This window comes from Bradyrhizobium sp. U87765 SZCCT0048, assembly GCF_018131225.1.
In the GTDB taxonomy this organism is placed as follows: Bacteria; Pseudomonadota; Alphaproteobacteria; order Rhizobiales; family Xanthobacteraceae; genus Bradyrhizobium_A.
The window spans coordinates 447,106-464,924 of record NZ_JAFCMM010000004.1 but is presented as its reverse complement, the minus strand read 5'-3'; the positions used below and the strand labels follow the sequence as shown (position 1 = coordinate 464,924).

Sequence of the window (17,819 nt, the reverse complement as noted above, 5' to 3'; positions counted from 1 at the left end):
CGGCCGCTCCTCACCATGAGGAGGCAGGGGCGAGCGAAACGGAATCCGAAGCATCCGGGGTTTGCGCGAACGGGCGCGACAGCCTCGAAGTCTAGAAAGTGGAGCAGGCAGCATGCTGGTGAACCTCGAGCGCGTCGCCCATGTCCGCTCCGGCGACAAGGGCAACATCTCCAACATCGCGGTGATCGCCTATCGCGCGGAGTTCTATCCGCTGCTCAAGGCACAGCTGACCGCGGAGCGGTTCAGGGCGTTCTATCGTGGCGCGATCACGGGGCCGGTCACGCGCTATGAGGTCGACAACCTCGCGGCGCTCAATTTCGTCGCCGAGGGCGCCCTGGGCGGCGGCGTGTCCCGCAGCCTCAGTCTCGACAACTACGGCAAAGCGCTGTCGGCGGCGATCCTCGGCTTTCCCGTCGAGGTGCCGGACGCCCTCGGCAACCTGTTGCAGGGCTGAGGCGCGGTCATGGTTCGACGGCGAGCGAAGCATCGGTCCGACCATTCCTGCAAGGGTCGTGGCGGCCATCACGAACGGAGCGGACGGGCATGACATCGGCGGTCGGGGTGGCGGACAGGTCGCGCTACACGGCGAACCTCGCGCTGCTGCTGGCGCTCGCCACCGTGTGGGCGGGGTCCTACATCTTCATCAAGCTGGGTGTCGCGACCATTCCGCCGGTGACGCTGATCGCCGCGCGCACCCTGATCGCCGGCAGCATCCTGTTGGCGATCCTGCGCCTGCGCGGCGTCGCGCTGCCGCGCGACGGCGCGGTATGGGGCCGCTTCATGATCCAGGCCTGCTTCAACAGCGTGCTGCCGTTCACGCTGATCGCCTGGGCGGAGCACGAGGTCGACGCCGGCCTCGCCACCATTCTCAGCTCCAATGCGCCGATCTTCACCTTCCTGCTGGCGCTGGTGTTCCTGCGCCACGATCCGCCGACGCCGCGCCAGCTGTTCGGCGTTGCCGCCGGCCTCGCCGGCATCTGCCTCGTTGTCGGCCTCAATGCCCTGTCGGGGCTGGGACAGCAGGTGCTGCCGCAGCTCGCGCTGGTCGGCGCCGCCGTCAGCTTCGGCGGCGCGGCGATCTTCGGCCGCAACTTCTCGGGCCTCGATCCGATGGTGCCGGCCGCCGGCTCGATGATCTGCGGCGCCGCGATGCTGGTGCCGGCGAGCCTGCTGTTCGATCATCCCTGGACGCTGTCGCCGTCGGCGATGTCGGTCGGTGCCCTGATTGGCCTTGCCGTGGTGTCCACCGCGCTCGCCTTCGTCATCTATTTTCATCTCATCCAGACGCTCGGTCCTGTCGGCACCTCGGCCCAGGCCTATCTCCGCGTGCCGATCGGAGTCGTGCTCAGTGTCGTGGTGCTCGGCGAGCGGCCGTCCGCCACCGCCTGGCTCGGGCTGGTCTGCGTCATCGTCGGGATCGCGGCGATGACAGTTCCGTCTCGCGGTAAGCGCGCGCCGATCGAGCCGGAATCCGGCGGCTAGCGCCAACACCGATGCGTTGGCGGCGCACCGGCGTGCGCCGCGCGTTCATCGTGGCATGCGTGCCGTGCATATGATGACCGACCGCTCAAGCGACCGTGATCGACAGCGCGCGCTTGACGCGACGCAGCAAACGCCATCGCGTCCTGAAATTAGTTTTGATCGATTCCAATTTGCGTTGCCAGCGCTGCGGAACCGGATCATGCTCCGGCGTCCGGTTCTCGTCCGGTGCGGGCCGGCCCGCCTTTTTTCTTCGATTTCCGTCGTCACTGAACCGTCGCCGTAAGCGACGTCAAACACCGGCAGAGGAAGATCGATGCCCACTCTCAATATCAATGGACGGAACATGTCCGTCGAAGCGGCCAACGATACGCCGCTGCTCTGGGTCATCCGCGAACAATTGCAAATGACCGGCACCAAGTTCGGCTGCGGCGCAGGTCTGTGCGGCGCATGCACGGTTCATCTCAACGGCGAGGCCGTGCGCTCGTGTCAGACCGCGCTCGGCGATGCGGTCGGCAAGAAGATCGTCACCATCGAGGGGCTGAGCGCCAAGGGCGACCATCCGCTGCAGAAGGCCTGGATCGCCGAGCAGGTGCCGCAGTGCGGCTACTGCCAGTCCGGCCAGATCATGCAGGCGGCGTCGCTGCTCGCCAAGAACACCAACCCGACGCGCGAGGAGGTCATCGACCACATGGACGGCAATCTCTGCCGTTGCATGACCTATGCCCGCATCCAGAAGGCCATCATGCGTGCGGCGTCCGACATGCGCACCGCGTCCAACGCGGGCAACGATCGGAGGAACACATGAACGAGCATATTCGCGTGCCCTCATCGCCAGGGCCGGTCGACTTCAGCCGCCGTTCCTTCCTCGTCGGTGCCGGCGCCGCTGGCCTGGTGCTCGGCTATGCCGGCGTTCCCGGCCTGACCGGCAATGCCGCGCTCGCCGCGCCTGCGAGTTTCGAGCCGAGCGTGTGGTACTCCATCGGCGCCGACGGTCTCGTCACCGTGACCTGCGGCAAGGCCGACATGGGCCAGCACATCGCCTCGACAATGGCGCAGATCGTGGCCGAGGAACTCGGCGCGAGCTGGAAGGATATGCGCGTCGCGCTGGCCTCCAACGATCCGAAGTACAACGATCCGGTGCTAGGCGCCCAGATCACGGGCGGCAGCTGGAGCACCATGATGAACTTCGACGCCATGAGCCGCGCCGGCGCCGCCGGGCGGATGGCGCTCGCCGACGCCGCCGCTGGCATCATGGGCGTGCCAGTGGGTGAAGTGGTGGTGCGCGACTCCGCCGTCTCCCATGCCAAATCGAAGAAGTCGATCAGCTTCGCCGATGTGGTCAAGAGCGGCAAGGCGACCAGGACCTTCACGCCCGACCAGCTCAAGGCGATCAAGCTGAAATCGCCCGATCAGTACACCATGATCGGCGTTTCGGTGCCGCAGCTCGACATTCCGTCCAAGACCAATGGTTCGGCGAAGTACGGCATCGACACGTTCGTGCCGGGCATGGTGTACGGCAAGCTGGTGCTGCCGCCGGTGCGCTACGGCGCCAAGGTCACGGCGGTCGACGACAGCGCGGCGAAGAAGGTGCCGGGCTTCATCAAGGCGGTGACGGTCGATGACAAGACCGGCACGACCACCGGCTGGGTGGTGGCGGTCGCCAACACCTATCAGGCGGCGCGCAAGGCGGCCGAGGCGCTCAAGGTGACCTGGGACAAGGGGCCGAATGCCAGTGTGTCCAGCGATTCGCTGCTGGCGGAAGCCAAGCGGCTGCAGGGCCTCGACGACTCCGGCCTGTTCTTTGTCAAGAACGGCGACACCAAGGCCGCGCTCGACGGCGCTGCCAAGGTGCTGGAGGCGGAGTACACCACCAACATCAACATCCATGCGCCGATGGAGCCGATGAATGCCACGGCGCAGCTGCAGGGCGACATCTGGCATCTCTATTCGGGCAACCAGTTCGCCACCCGCACCGGGGCGATCGCGGCGGGCGCCGTCGGGGTCGATCCGAAATACGTGGTGATGCACCAGATGTGGCTGGGTGGCGGCTTCGGCCGCAGGCTCGATGGCGACATGATGGTGCCGGCGATCATCGCGGCGAAGGCCGTCGGCAAGCCGGTCAAGGTGATCTACGCGCGCGAAGACGACATGACCATGGATTTTTCGCGTCCGCTCACCTACCAGAAGATCAAGGCCGGTCTCGATGGCGACGGCAAGCTGGTTGCGATGAACCATGACGTGGTCAGCGCGTGGCCGACCAAGCGCTGGGGCATTCCCGACTTCCTCACGCCATCGGTCGACAAGAAGGGCGGGCTCGACGGATTCACCGTCAATGGCGCCGACCACTTCTACACCGTGCCCAACCACAACGTCCGCGCCATCATCAACGAGCTGGCGCAGAACGCCACGCCGTCGGGCCAGTTGCGCTCGGTGGCGCCCGGCTGGACGTTCTGGGCGGTCGAAAGCATGGTCGACGAGCTGGCGCATGCCGCCGGCAAGGATCCGGCCATGTTCCGCATCGCCATGCTCGACGGCAAGGGTGACAACAACGGTGGTGCGCAACGCCTGCGCAACACCCTGCTCGCCGCCATGGGCCTTGCAGGCTACGGCACCAAGCCGTTGCCGAAGGGCGAGGCCATGGGCGTCGCCTGCGTGTCGTCGCAGGAGCGCAAGACCGCGAGCTGGACGGCATGTGTCGCCCATGTCGCCGTCGGCTCTGACGGCGAGGTCAAGGTGAAGAAGCTCACGGTGGCGACCGACGTCGGCACGGCCGTCAATCCCGACGGCATCCGCGCCCAGGTGTCGGGCGCGGCGCTGTGGGGGCTGTCGCTCGCGCTCTACGAGAAGGCGACACTCAAGGACGGCGGCATCGAGCAGACCAACTTCGACAGCTACACCCCGCTGCGCATGAGCCAGGTGCCGGAGGTCGAGGTCAACATCATCGCCAATGGCGAGCCTGCCACCGGCGTCGGCGAACCGGCGGTCACGGTGATCGCGCCGGCGATCGGCAATGCGGTGTTCAATGCGGTCGGCGCGCGCGTCCGCTCGCTGCCGATCACCGCGGACGCGGTGAAGGCCGCGATGAAGGCGTAGGCGCTGCCGGACGATAACCAGTGCCGGGGCGGCCGCGAGGCCGCCCCGGCTGTTTTGTCGGGCGCGGGCTGTGTCGCCCGCGCGTGGCCGCTTTGATCGCGGCCGACGACAGCCGCCGCCGCGGGCTGGGCATGCCGGAGTTCATGACCGGCCATCGACGATCGGCGTTCACGGATGGGGGCGTCGTGTTCGAGGGCGGCGGATGGCGCCGGGCCCACTGCCGCGCCGCCCAGCGGCCCAGCGCGATACAGATCACGAAACCAAGGCAGGCGATGATGGCGGCGCAGGCGACGCCTTGCCCGAGCATGCGCGGCATGGTGCGGTGGTCTTACGGCCGGGCGCCATGCATCCGGGCGAAGAAGCCGTTGTAGGTGTCCGGCTCGGTCGCCATGTGCGTCTTGGCGTCGCCCTTGCTGTCCCACACCGTGGTCACGAACTCGACATGCACCATCGCCGCGTCGCCGGAGGGCTGCACGGTGACGAGGGCGCGGGTGGTCTCGTGGTCCGGCTTGGCGCGCAGCATCGGCATCTTGGCGTTGAGCACGGCGCGCACCAGCTTGCTGCCCTGCGACGACAGCGAATGGCTCTTCTCGGCCTGCACCAGGCCGGCGGTTGTGTTCACCGACACCTGCTCGTAGCCATCGGCCTTCAGGGCGGCCTGGGCTGCGGACAGCGCGCGCATGACGGACATGCCGAGGCGGCGTGTCTGCAGCGGCGCGAGCTGCGCCTTCTCCGCGTCGGTGAGGTCGGTCGTGACCTGCTTGGAGCTGCACTTGCCGACAAGCGCGACCGAGCATTCGCCCGTCACGCGTTCGTTGGTGGCCTTGTGGGCGCAGCCGGCTAGGCAAGCCGCGGCGATCGCGATGACCGCGCCGTACGGGATGGACTGGATCGAGGGCATGGCTGGGCTCTTGGCGGGCGGCGCATCGCGCCGGATCCGCGGCAGGGGGATTCGCCGCCCTGCTCTAGCGGAGGTCGCAGTATTGATCTAATCGATACTTTGTATAGCTGGATATTGACCGAATGAATTTGCGATCGATCGATCTCAACCTGCTGGTGGTGCTGCAGGCGCTGCTGGCGGAGCGCAACGTCACCAAGGCGGCGCAGCGCGTCGGCTTGTCACAACCTGCGCTCAGCAACGGGCTCGACCGGCTGCGCCGCCTGCTCGGCGATCCCCTGCTGGTTCGCCGCGGCAATCGCTTTGTGCTGTCGCCACGGGCGGAGCGGCTGATCGACCCGCTGAACCGGCTCCTGGCCGACGTCGAGACGGTGGTGGGTCTCGCGCCGCAGCCGCTCGCGGAGATATCCCAGACGGTGACACTGATCTCGGGCGATTACGCGCTTGCGGGTCTGCTGCCGGCGTTGTGGCAGTGGCTGGGGCAGCATGCGCCGCGGCTCGCACTGCACGCCAAGCCCTGGCCCGGAGCAGCGGCTGCGCTGCAGAGCATTGTCGATGGCGATTGCGATCTGCTGGTCGCGCCGCTCGAGCCGCTACCGGCGCGGCTGCACGCGCTTAAGCTGCGTCGCTCCGGGTTCGTCGGCGTTGCGCGCCCTGGTCACGGAATCGGCCGGCGGCCGTCGCGCGAACGTTTCACCGCCTTTCGCCATGTCATCGTGGCGACCGATGGCCAATTGCCGTCGCCGATCGATCTTATACTGCGACCGCAGGGCATCGTCCGCGAAGCCGGCCTCGTGGTGCCCAGCCATATGCTGGTGCCGGGGCTGGTGGCGCAGAGCGACCTGCTCGGCATTGTCCCGGCCGACCTCGTTGCCGCCAACCCGGCCGTGGTGCCGTTCAGCCTGCCGTTCGAGCTGCCGGATTTCGATGGCGGCATCGTCTGGCATGAGCGCAGCGCGCGCGATGTCGCCGTCTGCGCCGTGCGCGATGCCATTCGCGATCTCGTGCTCGCCGCCAATGCGGCCCGGCGCAAGGTCTAGCTCTTGCGGCTCACTGCGGCGCCGGCGTCCTTCGGCAGCCGCACGCTGTCGTAGAGACTGATGATCACCAGCACCGCGGTGAGCAGGAACGCGACCTTGAAGTCGTCGAGGGTCAGCGAGCCCGGCGGGTGGCCGAGCAGCACCGACGCCAGCTTGAGACAGACCGCGCCGATCGCCACGCTCATGCCGAGGCTGAGCTGGAACATCAGGCTGAAGAAGGTGTTGGCGCCGCTCATCCTGTCCTGCGGCACGTCGGCGAAGGCGATGGTCGCGATCGCCGTGAACTGCATCGACCGGCAGGCGCCGCTGATCACCAGCAGCGCCAGCAGCAGCGCGCGCGGCGTCTCAGGCGTCAGGAAGGCGCAGCCGACCAGGGTCAGCGCCATCAGCAGGCCGTTGCCGAGCAGCACCGGACGGAAGCCGAAGGTGCGCAGGATCGGCGTCGTCAGCGGCTTGATGCCGAGATTGCCGACGAACACCGCCAGCACCATCAGGCCGGACTCGAACGCGCCGAGCCCGAAGCCGATCTGGAACATCAGCGGCAGCAGGAATGGCGCGGTGCCGATCAGCGCCCGCATCACCGAGCCGCCGGTCACGCTCATCGCATAGGTCTGGATGTTGAGCGCCGAGAGGTCGAGCAGCGGCGTCGGATGCCGGCGCGAGTGGCGGTAGGTGACGACGCCGAACACGATGCCGATGGCGACGAGGGCGCTCGCCAGCGCGACCGGCACGTCGACATTGCCAAACAGGTTGACGCCATAGGCGAACGACAGGCAGGCAATCGCGCCGATGACGAAGCCGGTGCCGTCGAGCGCGCGGTGCTGGCGTTCGCCGCTGTCCGGGATCAGTCGCCACGCCAGCGCGGCGGCGAGCAGGCCGAGGGGGATGTTGAGAAAGAAGATCCAGCGCCAGTTGACATATGTGGTGAGAAAGCCGCCGACCGCCGGCCCGATGATCGGCGCGATCAGCCCGGGCCAGGTGATGAAGGCGATGGCGCGAATCAGGTGCTGCTTGGGCGTGGTGCGCAGCACCGCCAGCCGGCCCACCGGCACCATCATCGAGCCGCCGAAACCCTGGGCGATTCGCGCGGCGGTAAAACTCCATTCGCCCTGGGCGATGCCGCACAGCACGGACGCGGCGGTGAAGATCAGCAGCGCGGCGACAAAAGTGCGGCGGCTGCCGAAGCGGTCGGCGAACCAGCCGCTGAGCGGGATGAACACCGCCAGCGTCAGCATGTAGGCGGTCATGCCGAGGGTGAGGTCGACGGGATGGACGCCGAACGCGTGCGCCATCTCCGGCAGCGCAGTGACGATCACCGTGCCGTCGAGCATCTCCATGAAGAAGGCGCTGGCGACGAGGAGCGCGATCCGGGTCGACTGGCGCGACATCGGCGCGGCGGCCGTAGGGGCGGCGGGGTCCTGCGGCTTCGGCTTGTCCAGCATCGGGTCTCGTCGGGGCTGTGGTATCGCGTGCGGCAGCAATACGCGAACGTTGCGGCGAAGGCACGCGCCGCGGCCGCATGGCGGGCGTGGAATCCATGCAGATCAAACCGGCAGCGGCGCGTCGCGCTTGACCTCTTCCATCACCGCGTAGGTTCGTGTCTCGCGTACGCCGGGCAGCGTCAGCAGGGTGTCGCCGAGGAACCGGCGGTACGCGCCCATGTCGGCGACCCTTGCCTTCACCAGGTAGTCGAAGCCGCCCGCCACCATGTGGCACTCCAGCACTTCGCGGGCGCTGCGCGCTGCCCTGGCGAAGCGGTCGAACACGTCGGGCGTGGTCTTGTCGAGGTGCACCTCGACGAACACCAGCAGGCCAAGGCCGAGCAGCTCCGGGTTGAGCCGCGCGGCGAAGCCCTCGATGTAGCCCTCGCGCTGCAGTCGCTTCAGCCGTTCGCCGACCGAGGGCGGCGACAGGCCGACCCGCTCCGCCAGCTCGACATTGGCGATGCGGCCGTCGATCTGCAGCAGGGCGAGGATTTTGCGGTCGGTCGGATCGAGGTCCATCGATCGTACGGTCAATGCGTTATTTGATTTAAGAAAATAAGGCATTGTGATAAAATCGTCTATCGAAATAAGGCTTATGGCCGCCTAGCGTTCCTCCCGAATGGGCTCAGGGAGATGCCGATGTCGCAGCCAGTCTTCGATCCGATGCCGGACGATCGTGTGATCGCGGCGCGCCTGCTGGCCGATGCGCGGCTCGCCCCGGAACAGGAGGCGCGGATCGACGCCACCGCGAAACGCCTGATCGGCGCCATCCGGGCGGAGCCGGCGGGTCTCGGCGGGGTCGAGGAGATGCTGCGCGAGTTCGCGCTGTCGACCCGCGAAGGCCTCGCGCTGATGGTGCTGGCGGAGGCGTTGCTGCGGGTGCCGGACGCGGCGACCGCCGATCGCTTCATCGAGGATAAGCTCGGCCAGGGCGATTTCGCCCATCACGACGTCAAGTCGCAGGCCCTTCTCGTCAATGCCTCGGCCTGGGCGCTGGGGTTGTCGTCGCGGCTGATCGGCGCGGCCGACACGCCGTTCGGCATCGTCGGGCGGGTGGCGAAGCGGATCGGGCTGCCGGCGGTGCGCATCGCGACGCGGCAGGCGATGCGCCTGCTCGGCAGCCACTTCGTGCTCGGCGAAACCATCGATACGGCGCTCGCCCACGCCCGGCCCCAGCATGGTGCGGCGTCGCGCTATTCCTTCGACATGCTCGGCGAGGGGGCGCGCACCGCGGATGATGCCGCGCGCTACTTCGCGGCTTATGCCGGCGCCATTGCTGCGATCGGCCGGGCGGCCGGCGACGCCGCGTTGCCCGATCGGCCCGGCATCTCGGTCAAGTTGTCGGCGCTGTATCCGCGCTACGAGGCGGTGAACCGTGCGCAGGTGCTGCGCGAGCTGTCGCCGCTGCTGTTGCAACTGGCGCAGCAGGCGAAGGCGTTCGATCTCAATCTCACCGTCGACGCCGAGGAGGCGGATCGCCTCGAATTGTCGCTGGCGGTATTCGCTGCGGTGCTCGCCGAGCCCTCGCTCGCCGGCTGGGAGGGCTTTGGCCTTGCGATCCAGGCCTACCAGAAGCGCGCCGCGGCGGTGATCGATCATGTCCATGCCCTGGCGCAGGCGCATGACCGTCGCCTGATGGTGCGTCTGGTCAAGGGCGCCTACTGGGACACCGAGATCAAGCGCGCCCAGGAGCGCGGCCTCGACGACTATCCGGTGTTCAGCCGCAAGGCGATGACCGATCTCAACTACGTCGCCTGCGCGCGCCAGTTGCTGGCGCTGCGGCCGCGGCTGTTTCCGCAGTTCGCCACCCACAACGCGCTCACGGTGGCGTCCGTGCTGGAGCTTGCCAGCGGTGCCGGCGATTATGAATTCCAGCGCCTGCACGGCATGGGTGATGCGCTCTATGCCCGGTTGCGCGCCGATCATCCGGCGCTCGCCTGCCGTACCTATGCGCCGGTCGGCAGCCATCGTGATCTCCTCGCCTATCTTGTGCGGCGATTGCTGGAGAATGGCGCCAATTCCTCGTTCGTCGCGGTTGCCGCCGATCCGTCGGTACCGGTGACGACGCTGCTGCGGCGGCCGGCTGATATCGTCGCCGCACCGGACCATGCGCGTCATCCGCGGCTGCCGCTGCCGCGAGACATGTTCCAGCCGCAGCGGGTGAATTCGCGCGGGCTCGATTTTGGCGCGCAGGCCGCCCTGGACGCGCTTGTTCGCGAGGTGGCGCAGGCGAATGCGCCGGTTGCGGCGGCATCGCGCATCGATGGCCATGCGGTTGCCGGCGCCGGCCGGGCAGTGGTCAGTCCGATCGATCGCGTCAGCGAGGTCGGCACCGTGGCCGACGCGACGCCGGAGACGGCGGCTCGCGCCATCGCCGCGGCCGGCCGCGGTTTTCCCTCCTGGTCGGCGGCCCCGGCGCGGCAGCGCGCGGCGGCGCTGAAGGTCGCGGCCGATCTGCTGGAGGCGCGGCGCGGCCGCTTCATCGCGCTGCTGCAGAGCGAAGGCGGCAAGACGCTCGACGATGCCGTCGCCGAGGTGCGCGAGGCCGTGGACTTCTGCCGCTACTATGCCGCCGAAGGCGCGCAACTGTTTGGCGCCGGCACTGCGCTGCCGGGGCCGACCGGCGAAAGCAATGTGCTGCGCTGGGGCGGCCGCGGTGTCGTCGTCGCCATCTCGCCATGGAATTTCCCGCTCGCGATCTTCCTCGGCCAGGTTGCCGCGGCGCTGATGGCCGGCAATGCGGTGGTCGCCAAGCCCGCCGAGCAGACGCCGCTCATCGCTCACGAGGCCGTGCGGCTGCTGCATGAGGCTGGCGTGCCGGTCACGGCGCTGCAACTGGTGACCGGCGATGGCGCTGTCGGCGCCGCGCTGGTGGCTCATCCCGATGTCGCCGGCGTCGTGTTCACCGGCTCGACCGAGGTGGCGCGCGCCATCAACCGCGCGCTCGCCGCCAAGGACGGTCCGATCGTGCCGCTGATCGCCGAGACGGGCGGCATCAATGCGATGATCGTCGACGCCACCGCGCTGCCCGAGCAGGTCGCCGACGACGTGATGACATCGGCGTTCCGCTCCGCCGGCCAGCGCTGTTCGGCGCTGCGCCTGCTGTTCGTGCAGGATGACGTCGCCGACCGCATGATCGAGATGATTGTCGGCGCCGCCCGCGAACTGCGCGTCGGCGATCCCCGCGATCCGGCGACCCAGGTCGGCCCGGTAATCGATGCCGAGGCCAAGGCGCGGCTCGCGGCGCATCTGCAGCGCATGCGGGCGCAGGCGCGCGTGCATTTCGCGGGCGAGGCACCGGAGCAGGGGCTGTTCGTCGCGCCGCATGTCATCGAGCTGGCGTCGCCGGCGGATCTCGATGCCGAGGTGTTCGGGCCGATCCTGCATGTCGTGCGCTACCGCGCGGAGATGCTGGACGACGTCCTCGCCGCCATCGAGAAGACCGGCTACGGGCTGACGCTCGGTATCCACTCGCGCATCGACGAGACTGTCGCGGCGATCGTCGCGCGCCTGCCGGTCGGCAATATCTACGTCAACCGTAACATGATCGGCGCGGTGGTCGGCGTGCAGCCGTTCGGCGGCCATGGCCTGTCCGGCACTGGGCCCAAGGCCGGCGGGCCGCATTATCTCGCGCGCCTCGCCGCCGAACAGACGGTCACCATCAACACCGCGGCGGCCGGCGGCAATGCCGGGCTGCTGGTCCAGGACGATGGCGCTGCTCCGGCCTGAGCCACGCGCGGGATTTGCCTTTCCGCCAAAATGCTCTATCGAGCGCCCGCGCCGCTCCGGCGTTGCCCTCGAGACAGGAGCGCTCCATGGACGAACTCAACGGCCGCATGATCGCCTGCCAGTTGCTGATCGCGGGCCTGATCGCCCGTGTCGCCAACGACTCGGCTGATCCGTTGCGTTTCCTCACCGATTTCCGCGACGAGATGCATGCCGTGGTGCGCGGGATCAACATCGCCGGGATGGACGATACCGATCGCGTTCGCCAGAGCGCGAAGCAGATGGTCGACGAGCTGTTTTCGCTGATGAAGCCGCCGAGCGCGCCGGAGGCGGGCGAGGCGTGACGCCGGGTGACGCAGTTTAGAAGCGCTCCAGATTAGAACGTTTCAAACTGCAGTTTAGAATGATTTTGATCTGGAGCGATTCAAACATCCCGCAGCCCCGGATTCGGCCAATTCGAGTTGCCCCACGGGTTCGCGCTGCTACAGACACCTGAGTTGATTGGTCGCAGGACGTGCGACCGCGTCAAAACGTCTTGGGGGCGACTCGGTTATGGGCAGTGTGAAGGCGCCGCGCTCGTTGCGCGCGAACATCGTGATCGGCGGATTGGCCGAGGAGCCGCCTGTCGGCAAGATCAGCGCCGTTGCCGGCCTCATCGCAGTCGCCTCGATCGGTGGCGCCGAAGCGCAGCAGGCGCCGCTGCCGCCGGTCACCGTGGATGCGCCGGTGGCGCGTCCGCGCCCGGCCAGCAAGCCCAACGCCGAGCAGACCCGCGCGCGCAATGCCCTGCGGCGCGCGGCGCGGGAGCGCCAGCAGCAGGTGGCTGCGGCGCCCGTGCCGTATCCCAACGCCGGCGGCCTGACCCCGCCGGATGCCAATCCGTACGCCAACGCGGCTGCGCCCTATCTCGCCACCCGCGTCGCCTCCGGCAAGTTCAGTGAGCCGATCGTCAACACGCCGAAGACGATCACCGTTCTCACCAAGGAACTGCTGGAAGACAAGAACGCCACCAGCCTCAAGGAAATCGCGCGCTCCACCGCCGGCGTCACGCTCGGCACCGGTGAGGGCGGCAATGCGTTCGGCGATCGCTTCTTCATCCGTGGTTTCGACGCTCGCAACGACATCTTCGTCGACGGCATTCGCGATCCCGCGGTCAGCATCCGCGAGAACTTCTTCACCGAGCAGGTCGAGATCCTGCGCGGTCCGGCGTCCTCCTATGCCGGCCGCGGCACGGCCGGCGGCGCCATCAACATCGTCACCAAGCAGGCGGCTGACCGCAACTTCTACAATGCGGAGAGCTCGTTCACGACCGACTCCGGCAAGCGCCTGACCCTCGACGTCAACCAAGTCATCAACCCGACGCTGTCGGTGCGTGCCGGCGGCCTGTTCCAGGACGCGGGCGTTGCCGGGCGCTCGTTCACGACCGACGATCGCTGGGGTGCGTTCGTCGCCACCAAGTGGACGCCGACCGACAATGTGAAGATCACCGGCAGCTACGTGCACACCGATCTCAGCTCGCTGCCCGACTTCGGCGTGCCGTACCGCCATGACGCCGGCGGCAACGGTCCGGTCACCGAGTTCGGCGTGCCGCGCAATACCTACTATGGCTTCGTCAACCGCGACTTCCAGAAGGCCATTCAGGACATCGGCACCGTTGCCGGCGAGGTCAAGGTCAACGACAGCCTGACGCTCCACAGTGCCTTCCGCGCCGAGCGCTCCGTGCTCAACTATATCGGCACCATCCCCGAGAGCCCGAAGACCGCCAACCCGAATCCGCTGCTGTGGACCTTCACGGCCAACCCGCAGAGTCGCTATCAGGAAACGACGACAGTCGCCAACCAGAGCGATGCGACGTTCAAGTTCGACACCGGCCCGTGGAAGCACACCACGGTTACCGGCGTGGAGCTGTCGCGCGAGCGCGTCTCGATCGACACCTACACGGGCCTGTCGTCGGAAACGGTTCCGACCGACGGGAGCGTGTTCAACGGCTCGGGTAGCCTGTCGGGCGCATCGATCTTCAATCCCGGCTACACCTACCTGCCGTTCAGCGGCGCGGCGTCGGTTTCCGGGAATCCGGCAGTCGTGACGGTCGATACCCGCAGCGTCTATGCCATCGACACCGCCAACTACCGCGACTTCGTCATTCTGAACGGCGGCGTTCGCTACGACGATTACGCCATCACCGCCCACAACAATACCGTCCGCGCGGTGCCTCTCGACAACGGCATCGTCAACTACAACGCAGGCATCGTCGTGAAGCCGCTGCCGATCGCCAGCGTGTATGCGGCGTATGCGACCTCGGCCAATCCAGTCGGCGCGGAGCTCGACGGCACGTCCACCAACTATGGCGGTATCAGCCTCAATCCGGCGCAGATCGCCCAGCAGATCTACGGTCCCGAGAAGAACAAGGCCATCGAGGTCGGCACCAAGTGGGAGCTGTTCGACAGGCGCCTGCTGCTGACCGGCGCATTGTTCCAGACCGAGAAGACCAATGCCCGTGAATCGGGCACGGTCAACGGCGTCGCCAACACCATCGTGGCCGGCGCCGCCTATCGCATCCAGGGCATCGACCTCGAGGCGGCCGGCAAGATCACCGATCGCTGGAGCGTGTTCGGCGGTTATGTCCTGATGACGTCACGGGTCACGGCGTCGAATGTCGCGCCGCCGGCCACGGCCGGCTACACCACCAATGTCGGCCTGCCGCTCGCCAACATCGCGCACCAGTCGTTCAACATCCTGACCAAGTACAAGTTCGACGACGGCTGGGAGCTCGGCGGCCAGGCGACCTTCCGCTCCAAGATCTATGGCGGCACCCTGCTCGCCGCCAACCAGGGCACCGAGCTGCCGAGCTACTGGCGGTTCGATGCCTTCGTCGAGAAGAAGGTCACGGCGAACCTCACCGCGAAGATCTTCGTGAACAACATCTTCAACAAGCTCTACTACGACGGCTTCTACCAGAGCGCGACGCCGTTCGTGTTCGTTGCGCCGGGACGTGTCGCCGGCCTCGTACTAAACGCAAAGTTCTGAGCGCGAGCGGTCGCGGCGCGCTCTGCCGCGATCCGCACAAGGCGACGACGCCAGCAACCCGGCCCGGAGCGTTCCGGAGCCGGGTCGCGGCGTCCGCGATGAGGTGGCAATGCTGATCTGTGTTCCCGATGTGCTGAGCAAGGCCGAGGTCGCCGACTTCCGCCGCATCATGGATGCGGCGTCGTGGGAGGATGGCCGATCGACCGCGGGTGCCCAGTCGGCGATGGTGAAGAAGAACGAGCAGTTGCCGCCCGACAGCGATGTCGCGCGCGCGCTCGGCCAGCGCGTGCTCTCCGCGCTGACCGCCAGTCCGTTGTTCATTTCGGCGGCGATTCCGCTGCACATCTTTCCGCCGCTGTTCAATCGCTACGCCGCGTCCGATGGCCACCATTTCGGCATCCATGTCGACAATGCCGTGCGCGGCGACCGGCTCACCGGTCTGCGGATCCGGACCGATCTCTCGGTCACATTGTTTCTGTCGGAACCGGATGACTATGACGGCGGCGAGCTGATCATAGAAGACCTCTACGGTTCGCATGAAATCAAGCTGCCTGCCGGACATCTGGTACTCTACCCGGCCTCCAGCCTACATATGGTGACCCCGGTGACCCGCGGCGTCCGGGTGGCGTCTTTCTTCTGGCTGCAGAGCATGGTACGCGATGCCCATGCCCGCAGCCTGATCTTCGATCTCGACACCGCGATCCAGGCGCTGGTCGAGCGATTGGGGCGCGATGACCCCGAAACGGTCAAATTGACCGGCATCTATCACAACCTGATCCGCTACTGGGCCGAAGTATGAACAAGCCGTCGTTCCGCGCCGTTCTCGCCGCCGTTGTCGCCGTTGGGCTCTCGCTGGCCGTTCCGGCCGCGGCCCAGCAACCCGCCGCGGCAACGTCGCCGCCGGCGGCTGCTCCGACGACGGCCGCGCCGACCGCTCCCGCTGCGCCGGCGCCGGCTGCCGCGGTTCCGGCACCAGCGGCGCCGGTTGCGCTCGGCGTCACCGACAACAGCGGCCGCGGCGCGCGTCCGGCGTTGCAGGTGCCGCATGAGCTGTCGCCGTGGTCGATGTTCATGTCGGCGGACATCGTGGTCAAGGCGGTGATGGTCGGTCTTGCCTTTGCTTCGCTCGTCACCTGGACGATCTTCATCGGCAAGTTCGTTGAAACCATCCTGGCGCAGCGTCGCCTCAACGGCGCGCTTGCCGCTATCGCCGAGGCGCGCTCGATCGCCGAGGCCCGTGTCGCGCTGGGATCGTCGCGCGACATTCTCTCCACCTTCCTCGCCACCGCGCTGAAGGAAGCGCGGCTGTCGGCTGGCATCTCCAGCGACGCCGGCATCAAGGAGCGTGCCGCGTCGAGCTTTGCCGAGATCACCCGCGCCGAGGCGCGGCGGATGCGGCTCGGCATGGGCCTGCTCGCCACCATCGGCGCGACCTCGCCGTTCGTCGGCCTGTTCGGCACGGTGTGGGGCATCATGAACTCGTTCATCGGCATCTCGAAGGCGCAGACCACCAACCTCGCGGTCGTTGCGCCCGGCATCGCCGAGGCGCTGCTCGCCACCGCAATCGGTCTTGTCGCGGCGATCCCGGCGGTCATCATCTACAATCACTTCGCCCGCGTCACGAAGGGCTACATGGAGCTGGTCAGCCGTGCGGCCGGTGCCGCCGGCCGTCTGTTGTCGCGCGATCTCGACCGCGCCCACGGCGGTGCGCCGTCCCGCGCCGCCGCCGCGGAATAACGGAGACGCGACATGGGCGTGACCTTTACCGATGTCGATGATGGCGACGATTTCGGCGAGACCCACGAAATCAACGTCACGCCGTTCATCGATGTCATCCTGGTCCTGCTGATCATCTTCATGGTCGCGGCGCCGCTGTCCACCGTCGACGTGCCGGTCGATCTGCCGTCGTCGACGGCGCAGCCGCAGAAGAAGCCGGACAAGCCGACCTATGTCAGCATCAAGTCCGATCTCGCTGTCGTCGTCGGCGAGACGCCGGTGCGGCGCGTCGACCTCGTCAAAATGCTGGACGGCGCCGGCGAGAAGGATCGCCGTATCTTCCTGCGTGCCGACCGCGCCGTGCCGTACGGCGACATGATGGACGTGCTGGAGGTGCTGCGCAGCGGCGGCTATCTCAAGGTGGCGCTGGTCGCCGTCGAAGGCGTCTCAGAAGGCGTGCCACAAGCTGCGCCCGCCGCCGCTCCTGCGCCTAAACCCTGACGCCGCGCGTATCGCTGCCATGTCCGTGACCCCCGACGCCGAACTCTCCAGCAGGCCCTCCCGCCGTCTGTGGGTGACGGCTGCCGTGGTCGCGCTCGGCCTGCATCTCGGCGGCGTCGCGCTCGCGATCGCCAGCCGGCCGGCAGCGGACGCCGAGGACGATCTCGGCGCGCCGGGCCTGGAAATCGGGCTCGAGCTCGCCGCGCCGCGCGCGGAGGTCACCGATCTGCCGCCGGGGCCGAATGCCGAGGCATCGGCGGCCTCGCCCTCGCAGGTGGAGCAGAAGGCGGTCGAGAAGCAGAGCGAACTGCCGAAAGAGATGCCCGCCGAGTCGGACAATCCCGACCGGATCGTCTCCCCCGACGCGACGAAGAAGCCCACCGAGGAAAATCCGGACACGCCGACGGCGCAGGCCTCGCCGTCCACCGAGTCGGTGGCTTCGGAAGCGACGGCCATGCCGACCTCCGAGACCGCCAAGGAATCGGAGCGCTCGACCACGTTGGAGCAGGGCATCGGCGAGTCCAGGCAGCGCGTGCGCACCACCTGGCAGAAGCAGCTCGTCGCCCATCTCGACCGGCACAAGAAGTATCCCTCCGGCCGCGAGAGCAAGAGCGCGGAGATCATGGTGGCATTCGAACTCGATCGGACCGGCCACATCCTCTCCAGCAGCATCGTCAAGAGTTCGGGCGATCCGGCGTTCGACCAGGCGGCGCTCGCCATGCTCAAGCGTTCCGATCCGGTGCCGGCGCCGCCGCCGCTGGTCGCCGACGATTCCCTCTACTTCACCCTGCCGGTGATCTTCCGCGTCAAGACCCGCGGCTGAGGACGACACCGGCGGCGGTGCGTGAAGCG

The 17,819-nt window shown here is 67.6% G+C and carries 15 protein-coding genes; 12 read left to right on the top strand and 3 right to left on the bottom strand.

Annotated elements, in window-relative coordinates:
- Positions 1-112 precede the first annotated feature (112 nt).
- The 4 genes from JQ639_RS24955 (at position 113) to JQ639_RS24940 (ending at position 4,575) form a co-directional block, all read left to right on the top strand.
- Positions 113-454: an AtuA-related protein gene (locus JQ639_RS24955; RefSeq protein WP_211968873.1), complete on the top strand. Its 342-nt coding sequence runs from the start codon at positions 113-115 to the stop codon at positions 452-454.
- An 89-nt stretch (positions 455-543) separates the two neighbouring features.
- The gene (locus tag JQ639_RS24950) at positions 544-1,482 is read left to right on the top strand and encodes a DMT family transporter (RefSeq protein ID WP_211968874.1); all 939 of its coding nucleotides are present in this window, start codon (positions 544-546) and stop codon (positions 1,480-1,482) included.
- Positions 1,483-1,795: 313 nt separating this feature from the next.
- Positions 1,796-2,287 carry a (2Fe-2S)-binding protein gene (locus tag JQ639_RS24945; RefSeq protein ID WP_211968875.1) on the top strand — a complete coding sequence of 164 codons (492 nt, stop codon included), beginning with the start codon at positions 1,796-1,798 and terminating at the stop codon, positions 2,285-2,287.
- Entirely contained in the window at positions 2,284-4,575 is a 2,292-nt protein-coding gene (locus tag JQ639_RS24940; RefSeq protein ID WP_211968876.1) for a xanthine dehydrogenase family protein molybdopterin-binding subunit, read from the top strand. The genes JQ639_RS24945 and JQ639_RS24940 overlap by 4 nt, the downstream gene beginning before the upstream one ends.
- 328 nt (positions 4,576-4,903) lie before the next feature.
- On the opposite strand, the gene JQ639_RS24935 is transcribed toward JQ639_RS24940, so the two are convergent.
- Positions 4,904-5,476: a hypothetical protein gene (locus tag JQ639_RS24935; protein ID WP_211968877.1), complete on the bottom strand. Its 573-nt coding sequence runs from the start codon at positions 5,474-5,476 to the stop codon at positions 4,904-4,906.
- 122 nt (positions 5,477-5,598) lie between these two features.
- Here JQ639_RS24935 and JQ639_RS24930 point away from each other — a divergent pair, with 122 nt between their 5' ends.
- Positions 5,599-6,513 carry a LysR family transcriptional regulator gene (locus tag JQ639_RS24930; RefSeq protein WP_211968878.1) on the top strand — a complete coding sequence of 305 codons (915 nt, stop codon included), beginning with the start codon at positions 5,599-5,601 and terminating at the stop codon, positions 6,511-6,513.
- Here the strand turns inward: JQ639_RS24930 and JQ639_RS24925 are convergent.
- Both JQ639_RS24925 and JQ639_RS24920 read right to left on the bottom strand, forming a co-directional pair.
- Positions 6,510-7,955 (bottom strand): MFS transporter, encoded by a 1,446-nt coding sequence (locus tag JQ639_RS24925; protein WP_211968879.1) that lies wholly within the window; start codon positions 7,953-7,955, stop codon positions 6,510-6,512. The genes JQ639_RS24930 and JQ639_RS24925 overlap by 4 nt on opposite strands.
- 102 nt (positions 7,956-8,057) lie before the next feature.
- Positions 8,058-8,516 carry an Lrp/AsnC ligand binding domain-containing protein gene (locus tag JQ639_RS24920; RefSeq protein WP_211969076.1) on the bottom strand — a complete coding sequence of 153 codons (459 nt, stop codon included), beginning with the start codon at positions 8,514-8,516 and terminating at the stop codon, positions 8,058-8,060.
- Positions 8,517-8,630: 114 nt separating this feature from the next.
- Between JQ639_RS24920 and putA the strand changes: the two genes are divergently transcribed.
- The 7 genes from putA (at position 8,631) to JQ639_RS24885 (ending at position 17,790) form a co-directional block, all read left to right on the top strand.
- Positions 8,631-11,726, top strand: coding sequence for a bifunctional proline dehydrogenase/L-glutamate gamma-semialdehyde dehydrogenase PutA (putA, locus tag JQ639_RS24915; RefSeq protein ID WP_211968880.1), 3,096 nt, complete (start codon positions 8,631-8,633; stop codon positions 11,724-11,726).
- 86 nt (positions 11,727-11,812) lie between these two features.
- Positions 11,813-12,067, top strand: coding sequence for a hypothetical protein (locus tag JQ639_RS24910; protein WP_211968881.1), 255 nt, complete (start codon positions 11,813-11,815; stop codon positions 12,065-12,067).
- A 208-nt stretch (positions 12,068-12,275) separates the two neighbouring features.
- A complete protein-coding gene (locus JQ639_RS24905; protein WP_211968882.1) occupies positions 12,276-14,750 on the top strand; it encodes a TonB-dependent receptor in 2,475 nt (824 codons plus the stop codon).
- Between the two features lie 109 nt (positions 14,751-14,859).
- Positions 14,860-15,549 (top strand): Fe2+-dependent dioxygenase, encoded by a 690-nt coding sequence (locus JQ639_RS24900; RefSeq protein WP_211968883.1) that lies wholly within the window; start codon positions 14,860-14,862, stop codon positions 15,547-15,549.
- Positions 15,546-16,487, top strand: a complete 942-nt coding sequence (gene exbB / locus JQ639_RS24895; RefSeq protein ID WP_211968884.1) for a tonB-system energizer ExbB — start codon at positions 15,546-15,548, stop codon at positions 16,485-16,487. The genes JQ639_RS24900 and exbB overlap by 4 nt, the downstream gene beginning before the upstream one ends.
- A gap of 12 nt (positions 16,488-16,499) precedes the next feature.
- Entirely contained in the window at positions 16,500-16,967 is a 468-nt protein-coding gene (gene exbD / locus JQ639_RS24890; RefSeq protein ID WP_211968885.1) for a TonB system transport protein ExbD, read from the top strand.
- 19 nt (positions 16,968-16,986) lie between these two features.
- Positions 16,987-17,790, top strand: coding sequence for an energy transducer TonB family protein (locus JQ639_RS24885; RefSeq protein WP_211968886.1), 804 nt, complete (start codon positions 16,987-16,989; stop codon positions 17,788-17,790).
- Positions 17,791-17,819: the final 29 nt, after the last annotated feature.

Excerpts from the sequence above, each read along its gene's own strand:
- JQ639_RS24910 (WP_211968881.1), top strand. The coding sequence starts at position 11,813 with ATGGACGAACTCAACGGCCGCATGATCGCCTGCCAGTTGCTGATCGCG.
- exbD (WP_211968885.1), top strand. The coding sequence starts at position 16,500 with ATGGGCGTGACCTTTACCGATGTCGATGATGGCGACGATTTCGGCGAG.
- JQ639_RS24925 (WP_211968879.1), bottom strand. The coding sequence starts at position 7,955 with ATGCTGGACAAGCCGAAGCCGCAGGACCCCGCCGCCCCTACGGCCGCC.
- exbB (WP_211968884.1), top strand. The coding sequence starts at position 15,546 with ATGAACAAGCCGTCGTTCCGCGCCGTTCTCGCCGCCGTTGTCGCCGTT.
- JQ639_RS24930 (WP_211968878.1), top strand. The coding sequence starts at position 5,599 with ATGAATTTGCGATCGATCGATCTCAACCTGCTGGTGGTGCTGCAGGCG.
- JQ639_RS24885 (WP_211968886.1), top strand. The coding sequence starts at position 16,987 with ATGTCCGTGACCCCCGACGCCGAACTCTCCAGCAGGCCCTCCCGCCGT.
- JQ639_RS24950 (WP_211968874.1), top strand. The coding sequence starts at position 544 with ATGACATCGGCGGTCGGGGTGGCGGACAGGTCGCGCTACACGGCGAAC.
- JQ639_RS24955 (WP_211968873.1), top strand. The coding sequence starts at position 113 with ATGCTGGTGAACCTCGAGCGCGTCGCCCATGTCCGCTCCGGCGACAAG.
- JQ639_RS24920 (WP_211969076.1), bottom strand. The coding sequence starts at position 8,516 with ATGGACCTCGATCCGACCGACCGCAAAATCCTCGCCCTGCTGCAGATC.
- JQ639_RS24940 (WP_211968876.1), top strand. The coding sequence starts at position 2,284 with ATGAACGAGCATATTCGCGTGCCCTCATCGCCAGGGCCGGTCGACTTC.
- putA (WP_211968880.1), top strand. The coding sequence starts at position 8,631 with ATGCCGATGTCGCAGCCAGTCTTCGATCCGATGCCGGACGATCGTGTG.
- JQ639_RS24945 (WP_211968875.1), top strand. The coding sequence starts at position 1,796 with ATGCCCACTCTCAATATCAATGGACGGAACATGTCCGTCGAAGCGGCC.
- JQ639_RS24935 (WP_211968877.1), bottom strand. The coding sequence starts at position 5,476 with ATGCCCTCGATCCAGTCCATCCCGTACGGCGCGGTCATCGCGATCGCC.
- JQ639_RS24905 (WP_211968882.1), top strand. The coding sequence starts at position 12,276 with ATGGGCAGTGTGAAGGCGCCGCGCTCGTTGCGCGCGAACATCGTGATC.
- JQ639_RS24900 (WP_211968883.1), top strand. The coding sequence starts at position 14,860 with ATGCTGATCTGTGTTCCCGATGTGCTGAGCAAGGCCGAGGTCGCCGAC.